Raw genomic sequence first — 14015 nt, forward strand, 5'->3', positions numbered from 1 at the left:
CAGCCTGACCATGAATAGAAGAGGAGTAGACCCATGACGGAACGCGCTGTAGAGAGAACCCGCACGGTAGCCATCACCGGAGCGGGGAGCGGCTTGGGACGGGAGCTGGCGCTCCAGCTGGCCGGCAAGGGGTACCGGGTTTTCGGGACTGTGCTCTCATCGGAAGATGCGGGCAACCTGCAGGAGGCGGGGGCGGGCACGATCGAAGCCGCCGTGGTGGACGTCACCGACGAGGCGCGCGTCCGCGCATGGGGGGCTGAGGTAACACATGCCGTGGGCGCGGAAGGTCTGGACGTCCTGATCAACAACGCAGGCATTCTGACTCCGGGCCCCCTGGAGGCTCTGCCGCTGGCGGAAGTGCGACGCGAGTTCGAGGTGAACGTGTTCGGTACCATCTCTGCAACCAATGCGCTCCTTCCTGCTCTGCGGGCGGCGCAGGGCCGGATTGTGATCCTTGGGGCGATGACGGGGCGCTTCCCGCTACCCTTCAACGGCCCGTCCAGTGCCACAAAAGCCACTCTCGAAGCGTTGGCAGATGTGTACCGCGCAGAACTCAAGCCATTCGGCATCGACGTTGTGGTCGCTCAGGCCGGCAACATGCTCACCGGTGGCCCCGCAAAAACCGCTAACGCATTGGCGCGCGTTGCGGAGGGGATGTCGGACGAGCAGCGGAAGCTGTACGGGGCGGCATTCGGTCGATTCTCGGACGCCCTGAACGCGATGCAGGGGGCCGGCCTCAGTGCTCAGAGGTCCGCAGAGCTAGTGATTGAGCTTGCCGAGGAACAGCCTGCCCGTGCAAGGGGGCCCGTGGGTGAGGATGCCGAACAGGTGCTGCGCCCCGTGCGGGAGAAGCCCGACGCTGAGTTGGACGCCCTTCGGCTTGCAATGGTAGGGCTCGAGTAAGCGCAGGCGTCCACTTCGCTAGGCGCGCGCCTGGTGAGTCTGCGGCTTGTCTTAGTCCGCCGACCGCTGACCGCTGACCGCGTCAGCCGGGGGGTGGCTGTGGAACTAGGGCTCCACGTCGAGGCGCGCAAGCGCACCCATCTCCACCAGCTGGTCAGGGAGAGCAAGGTCGGGCACACCCATAATTGTGCTTGTAGGGCGATGATCGCCAAAGTAGTCAGCGTGCATCCGTGCGAACGTGTTGAAGTTCTCGCGCAGATTTCTAACCAGCACCGTGGTCTCCACGACCTGGCTTCGAGTTGCCCCGAAGTGGTTGAGCACGAGGTCAAGGTTGGCGAGTACCGCCTCGACTTGGAGTTGGAAGGCGCCGGAGCCTATGAAGTTGCCGTCCTGGTCATGTGGGACCTGGCCAGAGATGTACAACGTATCGCCCACCTTCAGCGCTTGATCGTACCCGTACGCCGATTCCCACGGCACACCGAAATTGAACGTCTCCCTCTGGGCAGGCATGATCACTCCTTACGGGTGCAGCGGTCCCCGTTGATCGCTGCGAGTACTCAGATGATATTGGCGGCGACCCAGCGCCAGGGTGCGCCGCGTCACCCGGGCACGCACCTTGAGCGCCGCCGTCGTCCGTCCCCGAGTGCCATGACCGGGCCGTCGCGATCATTCCCACGAACGTTCCCTCACCTATGCGTCGGTCACGCAACGGAGCGTTCAGTGACCGGTGCTCCTGCGGATCGGGCACGACCCCGGCGGCCGGATCTAGCTGGTGGCCGTTTGTTCCGCAGCGGCAGCGATGACGTCGGAGATCGCGTCGGCCTGCGAAATAAACAGCGCGTGGCTCGCCTGCACGTTGGTGATCGCGGCGCCGATCCGGGTTGCCATGTGCTGCAACATTGCTTGATCGAACGCGTTGTCCTCTGTCCCGATGACTGCCCAGCTGGGCTTGTCACGCCAGGCCGCGTTTTTCACAGGTGTCGCGAAAACCGACATGTTGATCGGCACTTGCGAATCGCGAAGGAAAGCAGCATCCGCATCGCTCAGATCCGCCGCGAAACCGACCCTGAACTTATCGGCATTCAAGAACCCAAATCCGTCATCGCCCACGTCGATCACAAAGTTGGACGCCGGCGCGAACCCCTCGTACAGTTGGGCCGTGGTTTCGCCGGCGTCGGGCGCGAGCGCGGACACGTAGACGAGTCCGGCAACGTTTGGGTGAACGCCTGCCTCGGTGATGACTGAGCCACCCCAAGAATGGCCCACCAGAATTGCAGGCCCACCCTGCATATCGAGCACTCTAGTGGTGGCCGCGACGTCGTCTTCCAGCGATGTGAGCGGAATCTGCACGATCGTGACTTTGTAGCCGCGACCTGTCAGGTTGTCGTAGACACCGCGCCATCCGGAACCGTCGGCGAAAGCACCGTGCACCAGCACGACGTTCGCAACCCCCTCCTGAGCAGCAACCATGATCGATGTCCTCTCTGTTCGCGCCGCGTGGCGCATGGTGTGTAGCGGGGTAGTCGGTCGATTCATGTCTAATGCTCACGGCAATCGATAGCAAGGCCGCATGTAGGGGGCTGTCCCCTAGTGCTCCGCTCGCGGAAACTTCCGACTCCTCGAACGACTCTTCCCCCAGATCACCCGAGTGCTGAGAATCAACCAACTCGAAACCATCACAGACGACGTCATCGAAGCAGCCGCGAGCATCCTCGTCATCGGCGACTGACGACACAGAACGCCGCCACAAAGCGCCAAACTCCACAAATGCTCGCCATGCGCTCGAACTGGGTGATGCCCGTCTACCCCGCCCGATGAAGATGCCAGGCAGCGGTACGACAACCGCAACGCGATCGAATCCCGAAGAGTTGTCCGTTTGGATAAATCGGTGACAACTGCGGTGGGAATTGGACATGATTCGCGGGAACCTACAAAATGCTCCGCGACGCCGCAAGCACCGGCGTGGCGGCTACTGGCAGGTTCTGGATCGAGTCCCCGCTGTCTGCCTGATCACTCGATAACGAACGCAGGCCTGCGACAATCCGCGCGCATTTGTGGTGAATAAGTGAAGAGCCAGTCAAGTCTCTGTCCGTCCATCAGGACGAGAAGACCTGATCAGACAGATATCGAGGTAGGGCGGACGGGACTTGAACCCGTGACCGATGGATTATGAGTCCACTGCTCTGACCAGCTGAGCTACCGCCCCGCGCGCCGGATCAATCTCGATGCGTCGCCGGCGCGGTATCGGTGACCGGGTCGGTCACCGGCCTCCCACGATACAGGCTCTCGAATGTCGAGATCGTGCGCTGGATGTCGTGTGCGGCGATGAGTCGGATCGACCCGTCTTTCAGTGCACGGTAGTCGGCTGGGGATGCTTCGAGCACGGTGCGGAGCTTTGCGGCGAGATCTTCGGCACTGCCCGGCTCGAAGAGGTATCCGTTCTCTCCGTCGTGCACGAGGTGCGGAAGCGCCATCGCGTTGGCGGCGACGATCGGCAGTGCCGAGGCCATCGCCTCCATCGTGACGATGCTCTGCAGCTCGGCGATCGATGGCATCGCCAACACAGAGGCGCGCTGGTAGGCCTCGCGCAGCTCGTCATCGGTGACGTACCCCGTGAAGGTCACCCGGTCGGCGATGCCGAGTTCCACGGCCAGGTGCTCGAGGTTCTTCTTCTGGTCGCCGCCGCCGACGATCTCGACTTTCGCGTCGAGCGAATCGGGGAGCAGGGTGAGCGCACGCAGCAGCACATCGATCTGCTTCTCGCCGGTGACTCGGCCGACGAACAGGATGCGGTTCTCGGTGCGAGGCTCCCAGCTCGGCGAATACTTGTGCGCGTCGACGCCGCACGAGATGGCGTGCACCTCCGAGAGACCGGTGTGCTTCTCGAGGAACTGCGCCGCCTTGCGGGTCGGCGTCGTCACCGCTTCGGCGCGGCCGAACGTACGGCCGGCAGCCTTCCATGCCAGCCCGACGGCCCATTCCTGCCAGGCGGGCGGCAACAGCGTGAACTCGAGCATGTTCTCGGGCATGAAGTGGTTGGTCCCGATGATCCGGATGCCGCGCTTCTTCGCTTCGACTGAGAGGCCGCGGCCGGTGATGATGTGCGACTGGAAGTGCACGACATCGGGCCGCACCTGGTCGATGATGCGGGAGCTGTTCTGCTTGATGCGCCACGGCAGTGCGAAGCGAAGCCAGTCGTGCGGGTACCAGCGCCAGCTCCGAAGGCGATGCGCGGTGATCTCCTGACCTTCGTGCACCTCCTTCCACGTGCCGTGCTTTCGGCTCGCTGCCGGAGCCATGACGTGCACGTCATGGCCGCGCTCGGCGAGGCCCGCAGCGAGGCGCTCCGCGAAGCGGGCGGCACCGTTGACATCGGGGGCGAAGGTGTCGGCGCCGATCAGGACCGTGAGCGGTCGATCGGTCTCCGCGCCGGCGGTGCCGGCGGGGGTACGCGCACCGGGGGTGTCAGACACGTGGGGTTGTTCCTCACCATTTCATCGAATCGAAGCGATCGGCCTCGTCGGGGCGCCGCGACAGGCGGATCGGCGCGCGGACTGAATCCGACGATAGTCTACGCAGCGCAACGCACGCTGCCGTGCGCTCGCATGTCGGAGTGTGAGTTCGGTTCAGCTCACAAGCGCGTCTGCGGGTGGTTTCGTGCGAGCTGGAACACACCCCACACGGCGATCACCCCGGCGAGGATGAACACGCCGATCGCCCAGAGCGGCGCCTGCGAAGCTTCGCCGAGCACGAGAATGCCGATTGCGACCGCCACCATGGGGTCGACGACCGTCAGTCCGGCGATGACGAGATCGGGCGGTCCCGAGGCGTAGGCGTTCTGCACGAAGTAGGCGCCGAGCGCCGTCGCGCCGAGCAGGCCGAGCACGCACAGCCAGCTGAGCCATTCGAACTCGCCCTGCTGGAGCCGGCCGAGCACGACCTTGGCGAGCGTCGCGACGAATCCGTACAGTACGCCCGCCATGATCACGTAGAAGATCGCCCGGATGCGCTCCCGGAACATGCCGAACGCCACGGCGGCGAGGGCGAGCACCACGGCGAGGATGATCAGGATCGTCACGAGCTGCTGATCGGTGACCGGCTTGTCGACGGCGGTGAACGCGGCGACGCCGACGAACAGGAACACGCCGCCCACGCACATCACGATCGCCGAGATCGACTTGCCGTTCAGCTTCACGTTGTTGATGCGCGAGTTGAGGATCGAGGTGATGACGAGCGCGATCGCGCCGAGCGGCTGCACCACGATGATCGGCGCGAAGTAGAGGCTCGACAGCTGGAAGACGATCGCGAGCCCGAGCATGACCGTGCCGATGACCCACGACGGCCTCGCAAGCAGGAGGGCGAGCTGCCGGCCGTTCAGCCCCTTGCCGAGGGTGTCGACGGTGTGCGACTCGACCTTGACGACACCACGGTGCTGGAACTGCGCACCGAGGGAGAGGAACACCGCGCCGACGAGAGCGAGCGGGATTCCGATGAACTGGGTGGGGTCGAGGGCGATCTGTTCAGAAAGCTCACTCAGGTCCGGATCCACGCATCGACCCTACCCGTTCGCAGCCGGATATCCTTGCCGAATGGCCGTGCTCCCCATACGAATCACCGGCGACCCGGTGCTGCACTCACCCGCTCTTCCCGTCGAGACGATCGACGACGATCTCCGCACACTCGTGCGCGACATGTTCGAGACGATGGATGCCGCGCCCGGCGTCGGCCTCGCCGCACCGCAGGTCGGCGTCGGCCTGCGGCTCTTCACCTACGGCTGGGTCGACGAGTCGGCCACCCTTTGGCGCGGTGTCGCGATCAACCCCGAGCTCTGGATCACACCGCCGCCGGCCGGCGAGCCCGACGTCGACGAAGAATCGGAGGGATGCCTCTCCGTGCCCGGCGAGCGCTTCGGCCTGCGCAGGGCCGAGCGTGCGATCCTCCGCGCAACCGATCTCGACGGCCAGCGGTTCGAGATCGAGGCTGAGGGGTGGCTCGCGCGCATCTTCCAGCACGAATACGACCACCTCGACGGCACGCTCTACACCGACCGCCTCGGTGAACGCGACCAGCGCATCGTCGCGAAGATCAGCCGCAAGCTGGGTTGGGGCAAGCCCGGTCAGCAGTGGATGCCGGGAGTCGACGACCTCGAGGCCTCACCCGGTTCAGCGTGACGGATGCCTCGTGCGCCCGATTCACACGAATGCACGGATGCCGGCCGCCACCGCTGCGGCGACGGCGACGACCACGACGAACGGCACTTTGAGCGCATACAGCGCGGCAGCGACGATCACCGCGGGGACGCGTGCGTCGATGACGATCTCTTGGCCGACCCCGAGTGTCTGCACCGCGATGAGCGCAGCCAGCAGCGCGACGGTCAGCAGGTCCGCGATGCGCGCGGGCCGCTCGCGTTCGAGGAATCCGGCCGGCACGAAGTGGCCGACGAGTTTGAGAGCCAGCGTCGCGGCCGTCGCGATGAGGATGATGTGCCAGGTCGTCACGATGCACGCCTCCGGTTGAAGAGGTCGAACCAGCCAGCGATGACCGCGACCACCGCGGCGACGAGCACCGGCACGCCGGGCATCAGCACCGGTGTCGTGAGCGTGGCCACGACTGCGGCCGCCACGGCGACCGCCCCTGCCTGGAAGCGCTTCAGGCGTGGCCAGAGCAGCCCGAGGAAGGCTGCTGCGGCCGCGGCATCCAGCCCCCACGCCCTCGTGTCGCCGAGCGCGTCGCCGATGAGCGCACCGGCGAGTGTGGTGAGGTTCCAGCCGACGAAGATCGTGACGCCCGTGACCCAGAACCCGATGCGCGCACCGCGCTCACTCGATTGTGCAAGGGCGACCGCCGTGGATTCGTCGATGGTGATCCATGCTGCGGCGATGCGCCGCCAGACGCCACCGCCGTCGGCACCGTCGACGATCGGTTTCATACGCATGCCGTAGACCACGTTGCGGATGCCGAGCATCGCGGCGGTGGCGATCGCCGAGCCGCCCGCGGCGACGCCACCGCCCGCGAGTACGCCGACGAGCGCGAACTGGGAGCCGCCGGTGAACATCACGAGGCTGAGGAAGCAGGTCTGCCAGACATCGAGCCCGGCTGCGACCGAGAGAGCCCCAAACGAGATGCCGTAGACCGCGGTGGCGAGACCGACGGCGAGGCTGTCTCGAACCGCGCCAGAACGCACCGCCCGCATCGTCTCGGCAGGCTCGGAAGGCGGCATCGCAGCATCTGCGTGCTCGTCCACGAGACCTCCCGCATCGACGAAGGGCCGCCCGGATGCCCGGACGGCCCTCACTGCTCCCCCACTTGGACTCGAACCAAGAACCTACCGGTTAACAGCCGATTGCTCTGCCAATTGAGCTATGGAGGATCGCTTGTTCAGCGTCAATACTCTAGCAAAAGATGCCCCGACTCCCAATTCGAGGCCGGTTCGAGCGTCGTGAACTTCCCAGGTCCGGCATCCGTCATGCCGAGGGACCCAGATCGAGGTCGTCGGTCACGGCATGACCGGCGTCGAGCGCCCCGGCCAGGGCCATGACGTACGGATGCCGCGGATCGTCGAGCACCTCGTCGATCGTGCCGATCGCGGCGAGTTTGCCCTTGTCGAGCACGGCGATGCGGTCGGCTGTGCTTCGCAGCACGGGCAGGTCGTGGCTGATGATCATCGCCGAGAACGTGTGCTGATCCCGCAGCTCGCCGATCAGCTGCGCGACCGCATCGCGCACCGTGAGGTCGATGCCCGCGGTCGGTTCGTCGGCGACCAGCACCGCCGGACCGAGCACGAGCGCGCGTGCCAGGGCCACGCGCTGCCGCTGCCCGCCCGACAGCTCGTACGGGTACTTGTCGAGCATGCCGAGCGAGAGCCGCACACCGTCGAGCATCGTCGCGACCCTCGTGGCGAGGGCGCGCGCGTTGTAGCGACGATCGCGCTCGAGGATCGGCTCCGCGATGATCTCGGAAACGCTCCGGTCGGCCGGCAGCTTCGATGCGGCATCCTGAGGGAGATACCCGACGTGGAACCGGTACTCGGGCACCTTCCGCTTCGGGATTCCCCGCAGCGACTGGCCGAGCACGGTCGCGTCGCCGCCGGTGATGACGGCTCGGCCCTCACCGGCTCGAGTCTCGAACGCCGCGCCCGAGAGCACCTTCGCGAGAGTGCTCTTGCCGCTGCCGGCACTGCCCAGCAGACCGAGCACTTCACCGGGAGCGATCGTGAGGGTGAGCCCGTGCAGGGCCACGTACGCGGGGCTCGCACCGTGCGCCGGGTACTCGACCGAGAGATCGCTCAGCACGATCGGGAACCCGTGGGCGGCGCCACGCATCAGACGGTCTCCCGGAGTCGACGGAGTTCTTCCCGTCGACTGGCCTGAGCGACCGGATCGGGCACCGGCAGCGAGGCGAGCAGCCGTTGAGTGTACGGGTCGCTCGGCGCGCCGAGCACCTCGGCTCCGGTGCCCTCCTCGACCAGCGAGCCCCGGTAGAGCACCGCGATACGGTCGGCGAGCAAGTCGACGACCGCAAGGTCATGGCTGATGAACAGCGACGCGAAGCCGAACTCGCGTTGCAGTTCGGCGAACAGTTCGAGCACGCGAGCCTGCACCGAGACGTCGAGCGCCGAGGTCGGTTCGTCGGCGATGAGCAGTTCGGGTTCGAGCGCGAGCGCCCGGGCGAGGCTGGCACGCTGCCGCTGTCCGCCCGAGAGCTCATGCGGATAGCGGTCACCGTACGCACGCGGCAACTGCACGGCCTCGAGCAGCTCGTCGACCCGGGCGCGCGCAGCGCCGGGATTCGACGCCCGGCCGTGGATCACGAGCGGTTCGGCGACGCACTCGGCGATCGTGAGCAGCGGATTGAAGCTCGACGCCGGGTCTTGGAAGACGAAGCCGATGCGGCTGCGCAACGGTCGGAACTCGCGCTCGCGCACGTCGTTCATCTCGTGCCCGAGCACGCGGAGGGAACCGCCGGTGATCTTCGTCAGACCGGCGATAGCACGCCCGATCGTCGTCTTGCCCGATCCCGACTCCCCCACGAGGCCGAGCACTTCACCCGGGCGGATGACGAAGTCCACTCCATCGACGGCTCGGAAGCCCGAACGGCCGAACCGGCCCGGGTAGACGATCTCGAGACCGGATGCCTCGACGACCGGCGCCTGGTCGGCCCAATCCGACGGTCGTTGTTCGGCGCGGTCGATCGCACTCGCCGTGCCGGTGCCCACGTACGGCACCGCTGCGAGCAGCGCCTTCGTGTACTCATCCTGCGGCGAGGCGAAGAGCGTCTCGACATCTGCCTCTTCGACGACCTTGCCCTGGTACATCACCGCGACCCGGTCGGCGAGATCTGCAACGACACCCATATTGTGGGTGATGAGCACGATGCCCATGCCGAACTCATCGCGGCAGCGACGCAGCAGGTCGAGGATCTCGGCCTGCACCGTGACATCGAGCGCGGTGGTCGGCTCATCGGCGACGATCAGACCCGGGTCGAGCACGAGCGCCATCGCGATGACGACGCGCTGCTTCTGCCCGCCCGAGAACTGGTGCGGGTAGTGGTCGACACGGTGCTCAGGATCGGGGATGCCGACGCGGCCGAGGATCTCGACCGCCTTCGCGCGTGCGTCCTTCTTGGAGATCTTGGTGTGAGCGCGGAGCCCCTCGATGATCTGCCACCCGACGGTGTAGACGGGGTTCAGGGCGCTCGACGGCTCCTGGAACACCATCGCGACATCCGTGCCCCTGACGCTGCGCAACTGCTTCTTCGAGAGCGAGACGACATCGTGCTCGGCGGTGCCCGCCTTGTTGGAGAGGATGACCGCGCCTCTGGCCGTGGCAGTCTCGGGCAGGAGCCCGAGAATGGCCTTCGCCGTGACCGTCTTGCCGCTGCCCGACTCACCGACGATCGCGAGAACCTCACCTCGGGCGACCGTGAGCGACACGTCGTCGACGGCCTTGACCGCGCCTGCGTCGGTGGCGAACGAGACGCCGAGCCCTTCGATGCTGACGACCGTGCTCATGACCGGACCTCGATTCCGTGCTCGTCGAATGATTCGCCGTCTTCGAGCCCCGACAAGCCGCCCGGGCCGGCTGTGAGTGTGCCGCCGGGTACGACGGATGTCTCTGCGACCTCACCCGACGACTGCGCCACCCGGCGTCGCCCGCGCAGTCGCGGATCGGCGAGGTCGTTCAGGCTCTCGCCCACAAGGGTGATGCCGAGCACGACCAGCACGATGGCCAGACCGGGGTACAGCGCGGTCCACCAGATGCCGCTCGAGACGTCGGACAGGGCCTTGTTGAGGTCGTAGCCCCACTCAGCGGCCGCGGTCGGCTCGATACCGAAGCCGATGAAGCCGAGGCCCGCGAGGGTGAGGATGGCCTCTGACGAGTTCAGGGTGAAGATGAGCGGGAGTGTGCGCGTCGCGTTCCGCAGCACGTGACGGAACATGACCCGGCTGTTGGAGGCGCCGAGCACCTTCGCCGACTCCACGTAAGCCTCGGCCTTGATGCGCACCGTCTCGGCGCGGATCACGCGGAAGTACTGCGGGATGAACACGACCGTGATCGAGATCGCGGCCGCGAACACGCCGCCCCACAGGTTCGACTGGCCTCCCGAGATCACGATCGCCATGACGATCGCGAGGAGCAGCGAGGGGAAGGCGTAGATGGCGTCGCAGACCACGACGAGAAGGCGGTCGAGCCAGCCGCCGAAGTATCCGGAGACGAGCCCCAGCAGCACACCCGCGAAGATCGAGAGGATGACGGCGATGATGATCACGAGGATCGCGGTCTGCGCACCCCACAGCACTCGAGACAGCACATCGTAGCCGCCGACCGTCGTGCCGAAGAGATGCTCGGCCGACGGGGGCTGCTGGCTTCCGAACGGCCCCTCGGCGTCGCGCAGCTGTGCGAAGCCGTACGGGGCGATCAGGGGCGCGAAGATCGCCACCAGCACGAAGAGGACGGTCAGCACGAGGCCGGCGACGAGCATGCCGCGCTGGAGGCCGACGCTCTGGCGCAATTGGTGCACGACGGGCAGCCGGTCGCGGAGGCGCCGTTTCGGCGCCCGGATGACGGTGTCGGTCGACATGTCAGTACCTCACCCTCGGGTCGATGAGCGCCGCGATGATGTCGACGATGAAGTTGGTGAGCGCGACGATCACGGCGAGCAGGGCGACGATGCCCTGTACCGCGACGAAGTCGCGCGCCTGGATGTATTCGACCAGTTGGAACCCGAGCCCGTTCCACTCGAACGTCGTCTCTGTGAGCACTGCGCCGCCGAGCAGGAGGGCGATCTGCAGTCCGATGACCGTGATGATCGGGATGAGCGCGGGGCGGTACGCGTGCTTCTGCACGAGCCGGTACTCGCTGACTCCGCGCGATCGCGCCGCATCGACGTAATCGGTCGAGAGCGTGCCGATCACGTTCGTGCGCACGAGCCGCAGGAACACGCCGGCAGTCAACAGGCCGAGCGCGATCGCCGGAAGCACCGCGTGGGCGAGCACATCGCCGAGTACCGCCGGGTTGCCCGTCATGATCGCATCGATCGTGTACAGGCCCGTGTTGTTCGGCAGCAACTCCATTTGGAGCTGCGCGCTGACGGAAGCGCGCCCGGCCACCGGCAGCCAGCCGAGCCAGACGGAGAAGACGAGCTTCAGCAGAAGTCCGGCGAAGAACACCGGGGTGGCGTAGCACAGGATGGCGAACACGCGCAACGCGGCATCCTGACCCTTGTCGCGGAAGTACGCGGCGACGAGGCCCAACGGGATGCCGACGACGAAGGCGACGAGCAGTGCATAGAACGCGAGCTCGAGGGTCGCGCTGCCGTAGGTGACGAGGATCTCGGTGACCGGACGATGATCGGTGATCGTGGTGCCGAAGTTGCCGGTGAAGAACTGGCCGATGTACTCGAGGTACTGCACGATGATCGGTCGGTCGTAGCCTGCCGCGTGGATGCGCTCGGCAAGTTGGTCGGCGGTGAGCCGGCCGCCGAGCGCGGCGGTGATCGGGTCTCCGGTCGAGCGCATGAGCACGAAGACGAGGGTGACGAGGATGAACACCGTCGGGATGATGAGGAGCGCCCGCACGATGATGTATCGGCCGAGGCCGCCACCGGAGGATTTCGGCGGTCGCCGTTTTTCAGGAGACGCACTGCTGGCGGGCGCCGTCGTCGTTGAGGTCAATGTTCGCCAATCGGGTGTGAGCTGGAATGCGGGTGGCCCGCTCCGGAGAGCGGGCCACCCGTTCCTTGCGTTGAGGAGACTCTAGCCGTTCAGTCGGCTCAGCCCTTCGACAGCGCTGCGTAGCGGAACTTGAACGACGCGTCGAGCGTGTCGTCTGCACCTTCAACGTCGGTACCGGTGACCGCGACCTGGGCACCCTGCAGGTACGGCACGGTCGACAGGTCGCCCGCCACCTTCTGCTGGATCTCCTCGATCTGCGCGGTGCGCGCGGCGGGGTCGGGCTCCGATGCCTGCTTGATGATCAGGTCGTTGACTTCCTGGTTCACGTAGTGGTTCCCGAGGAAGTTCTCGATCAGGAAGAACGGCGTGACGTAGTTGTCGGCGTCGGAGTAGTCGGGGAACCAGCCGAGCTGGTACGCCGGGTACACGTCGGACGTGCGGTCCTCGGAGTACTGCACCCACTCGGTGGTCTGCAGGTTCACCGTGAACAGGCCGCTCGCCTCGAGCTGGTCCTTGATGAGCGCGTACTCGTCGGCCGACGACGGGCCGTAGTGGTCGTTCGAGTACTGCAGGTTCAGCTCGACCGGCGTAGTTACCCCGGCGGCCTCGAGCGCGGCGGTTGCCTTGTCGGCGTCGGGTGCACCGGCACCGTCACCGTAGAGCTCCTTCAGCGGCTCGGTCGAACCCGCGATGCCGGCGGGAACGTACGAGTACAGCGGCGTGTAGGTGCCCTTGTAGACCTGCTCCGCGAGCTCGTCGCGGTCGATGAGGTCGGCGACGGCCTGACGAACGGCGAGTGCCTTGGCCGGGTCGGCCTCAGCGGTCTTCGCGCCGTAGGGCTGCGTGTCGAAGTTGAAGACGATGTAACGGATCTCGCCACCGGGGCCCTCGACGACGTTCACCGCGTCGTTGCCCTTGAGGTCGTCGATGTCGGTCGCGGAGAGGCTCCGGTATGCGACGTCGATGTTGCCCTCCTGAACGTCGAGCTTCAGGTTCGACGACTCGGCGTAGTACTTCAGGTTGACGGTGTCGGTCTTCGCCTCGGCGAGGAGCCCCTTGTACTCGGGGTTCTTCTTGAACGAGATGAGGGTGTTGAAGTCGTAGCTCGCGATCGTGTACGGGCCTGCGAACGCGTTCGCCGCGACGATGTCGTCATCAGAGGTCAGCTCGTCGGCGGCGAAGACCTCGTCGTCGACGATCGCACCCGGGAAGCTCGTGAGGATCAGCGGGAAGACCTGGTCGTTCTCGGCCTTCAGGTGGAAGACGACGGTGGTGTCGTCGACGACCTCGGTGCTGTCGAGGTTGTACAGCAGGCTCGAGGCGCCGTTGGGGTCGGCGATCGCGATCTGACGGTCGAACGAGAACTTCACGTCGTCGGCCGTCAGGTCGTTGCCGTTGGCCCACTTCAGGCCCTCGGGCAGCGTGACCGTGTACTCGGTCGGTGCGGTGAACTCGGCGGTCTCGGCGAGGTCGGGCACGACGTCGGTGTTCTGGTAGTCGGTGTTCAGCAGGTACGGGAAGACCTGCGTCTGCACTGCGAGCGAGCCGTTGTCGTACGAGCCGGCCGGGTCGAGCGTCGTCACCTTGTCGGTCGTGCCGACGGTGATCGAGTCGCCCGAGGCGCTTTCGCCACCGGCGCCGGCGGAGCAGCCGGCAAGTGCCAGGGCTGCGACCGAGAGACCGGCCACGGCGACGAGGCTGCGCCGGCCGTTCTTGGATGCGGATGTCATATCCGTCTACCTCTTCCTATGGGTTTCGGCACGACCGCCGTGAGGCGGCTGCCGGGCTGTGTGAGACCGGGACGTTCGGGTCCCGAGCGGGACGAACCGGGTTGCTCATTCCCCGCACTCATGACGTGAGATGGGGGCGCCCCACCGCGCGTACGGGAGACCCTTCAAGAGGTAGCACGGCGACCTTGAGGGAGAACCCAAAGTTATCG

13 protein-coding genes, 2 tRNA genes and 1 pseudogene are annotated in these 14015 nt (G+C 66.1%); 3 read left to right on the forward strand and 13 right to left on the reverse strand.

What is annotated here, in order from left to right; translation table 11 throughout:
- Positions 1-33: 33 nt before the first annotated feature.
- On the forward strand, positions 34-903 hold the full coding sequence (locus AC1C2S_RS19065; RefSeq protein ID WP_495354169.1) for an SDR family NAD(P)-dependent oxidoreductase: 870 nt from the start codon (positions 34-36) through the stop codon (positions 901-903).
- Positions 904-1008: 105 nt separating this feature from the next.
- On the opposite strand, the gene AC1C2S_RS19070 is transcribed toward AC1C2S_RS19065, so the two are convergent.
- Together AC1C2S_RS19070 and AC1C2S_RS19075 are read right to left on the reverse strand one after the other, a co-directional pair.
- The gene (locus AC1C2S_RS19070) at positions 1009-1413 is read right to left on the reverse strand and encodes a RidA family protein (protein ID WP_495354170.1); all 405 of its coding nucleotides are present in this window, start codon (positions 1411-1413) and stop codon (positions 1009-1011) included.
- Between the two features lie 255 nt (positions 1414-1668).
- Entirely contained in the window at positions 1669-2373 is a 705-nt protein-coding gene (locus AC1C2S_RS19075; RefSeq protein WP_495354171.1) for an alpha/beta fold hydrolase, read from the reverse strand.
- 130 nt (positions 2374-2503) lie between these two features.
- Between AC1C2S_RS19075 and AC1C2S_RS19080 the strand changes: the two are divergent.
- Positions 2504-2632 (forward strand): annotated as a pseudogene (locus tag AC1C2S_RS19080) (AAA family ATPase); the annotation flags it as partial.
- Between the two features lie 403 nt (positions 2633-3035).
- Here the strand turns inward: AC1C2S_RS19080 and AC1C2S_RS19085 are convergent.
- The 3 genes from AC1C2S_RS19085 to AC1C2S_RS19095 all read right to left on the reverse strand — a co-directional run bounded on the left by AC1C2S_RS19085 (position 3036) and on the right by AC1C2S_RS19095 (position 5452).
- Positions 3036-3109: transfer RNA gene (locus AC1C2S_RS19085), tRNA-Ile, on the reverse strand.
- A 10-nt stretch (positions 3110-3119) separates the two neighbouring features.
- A complete protein-coding gene (locus AC1C2S_RS19090; RefSeq protein WP_495354172.1) occupies positions 3120-4376 on the reverse strand; it encodes a glycosyltransferase in 1257 nt (418 codons plus the stop codon).
- Between the two features lie 158 nt (positions 4377-4534).
- Entirely contained in the window at positions 4535-5452 is a 918-nt protein-coding gene (locus tag AC1C2S_RS19095) for a DMT family transporter (RefSeq protein WP_495354173.1), read from the reverse strand.
- Positions 5453-5492: 40 nt separating this feature from the next.
- Between AC1C2S_RS19095 and def the strand changes: the two genes are divergently transcribed.
- Positions 5493-6074, forward strand: coding sequence for a peptide deformylase (gene def / locus AC1C2S_RS19100; RefSeq protein WP_495354174.1), 582 nt, complete (start codon positions 5493-5495; stop codon positions 6072-6074).
- Positions 6075-6095: 21 nt separating this feature from the next.
- On the opposite strand, the gene AC1C2S_RS19105 is transcribed toward def, so the two are convergent.
- From AC1C2S_RS19105 to AC1C2S_RS19140, 8 genes are all read right to left on the reverse strand, one after another.
- Positions 6096-6401, reverse strand: coding sequence for an AzlD domain-containing protein (locus AC1C2S_RS19105; RefSeq protein WP_495354175.1), 306 nt, complete (start codon positions 6399-6401; stop codon positions 6096-6098).
- Positions 6398-7123, reverse strand: coding sequence for an AzlC family ABC transporter permease (locus AC1C2S_RS19110; protein WP_495354425.1), 726 nt, complete (start codon positions 7121-7123; stop codon positions 6398-6400). The genes AC1C2S_RS19105 and AC1C2S_RS19110 overlap by 4 nt, the downstream gene beginning before the upstream one ends.
- 77 nt (positions 7124-7200) lie before the next feature.
- A tRNA-Asn gene (locus tag AC1C2S_RS19115) sits at positions 7201-7273 on the reverse strand.
- A gap of 94 nt (positions 7274-7367) precedes the next feature.
- Positions 7368-8225 carry an ATP-binding cassette domain-containing protein gene (locus AC1C2S_RS19120; RefSeq protein ID WP_495354176.1) on the reverse strand — a complete coding sequence of 286 codons (858 nt, stop codon included), beginning with the start codon at positions 8223-8225 and terminating at the stop codon, positions 7368-7370.
- Positions 8225-9913, reverse strand: coding sequence for an ABC transporter ATP-binding protein (locus AC1C2S_RS19125; protein WP_495354177.1), 1689 nt, complete (start codon positions 9911-9913; stop codon positions 8225-8227). Before AC1C2S_RS19125 ends, AC1C2S_RS19120 begins: the two co-directional genes overlap by 1 nt.
- A complete protein-coding gene (locus AC1C2S_RS19130; RefSeq protein ID WP_495354178.1) occupies positions 9910-10983 on the reverse strand; it encodes an ABC transporter permease in 1074 nt (357 codons plus the stop codon). The genes AC1C2S_RS19125 and AC1C2S_RS19130 overlap by 4 nt, the downstream gene beginning before the upstream one ends.
- Position 10984: 1 nt before the next feature.
- A complete protein-coding gene (locus tag AC1C2S_RS19135; RefSeq protein WP_495354179.1) occupies positions 10985-12076 on the reverse strand; it encodes an ABC transporter permease in 1092 nt (363 codons plus the stop codon).
- Between the two features lie 98 nt (positions 12077-12174).
- Entirely contained in the window at positions 12175-13806 is a 1632-nt protein-coding gene (locus tag AC1C2S_RS19140) for an ABC transporter substrate-binding protein (RefSeq protein WP_495354180.1), read from the reverse strand.
- Between the last annotated feature and the right edge of the window lie 209 nt (positions 13807-14015).

Source organism: Agromyces sp. Y782 (assembly GCF_059445405.1).

Excerpts from the sequence above, each read along its gene's own strand:
- AC1C2S_RS19065 (WP_495354169.1), top strand. The coding sequence starts at position 34 with ATGACGGAACGCGCTGTAGAGAGAACCCGCACGGTAGCCATCACCGGA.
- AC1C2S_RS19070 (WP_495354170.1), bottom strand. The coding sequence starts at position 1,413 with ATGCCTGCCCAGAGGGAGACGTTCAATTTCGGTGTGCCGTGGGAATCG.
- AC1C2S_RS19075 (WP_495354171.1), bottom strand. The coding sequence starts at position 2,373 with ATGGTTGCTGCTCAGGAGGGGGTTGCGAACGTCGTGCTGGTGCACGGT.
- def (WP_495354174.1), top strand. The coding sequence starts at position 5,493 with ATGGCCGTGCTCCCCATACGAATCACCGGCGACCCGGTGCTGCACTCA.
- AC1C2S_RS19110 (WP_495354425.1), bottom strand. The coding sequence starts at position 7,123 with ATGCCGCCTTCCGAGCCTGCCGAGACGATGCGGGCGGTGCGTTCTGGC.
- AC1C2S_RS19120 (WP_495354176.1), bottom strand. The coding sequence starts at position 8,225 with ATGCGTGGCGCCGCCCACGGGTTCCCGATCGTGCTGAGCGATCTCTCG.
- AC1C2S_RS19125 (WP_495354177.1), bottom strand. The coding sequence starts at position 9,913 with ATGAGCACGGTCGTCAGCATCGAAGGGCTCGGCGTCTCGTTCGCCACC.
- AC1C2S_RS19130 (WP_495354178.1), bottom strand. The coding sequence starts at position 10,983 with ATGTCGACCGACACCGTCATCCGGGCGCCGAAACGGCGCCTCCGCGAC.
- AC1C2S_RS19140 (WP_495354180.1), bottom strand. The coding sequence starts at position 13,806 with ATGACATCCGCATCCAAGAACGGCCGGCGCAGCCTCGTCGCCGTGGCC.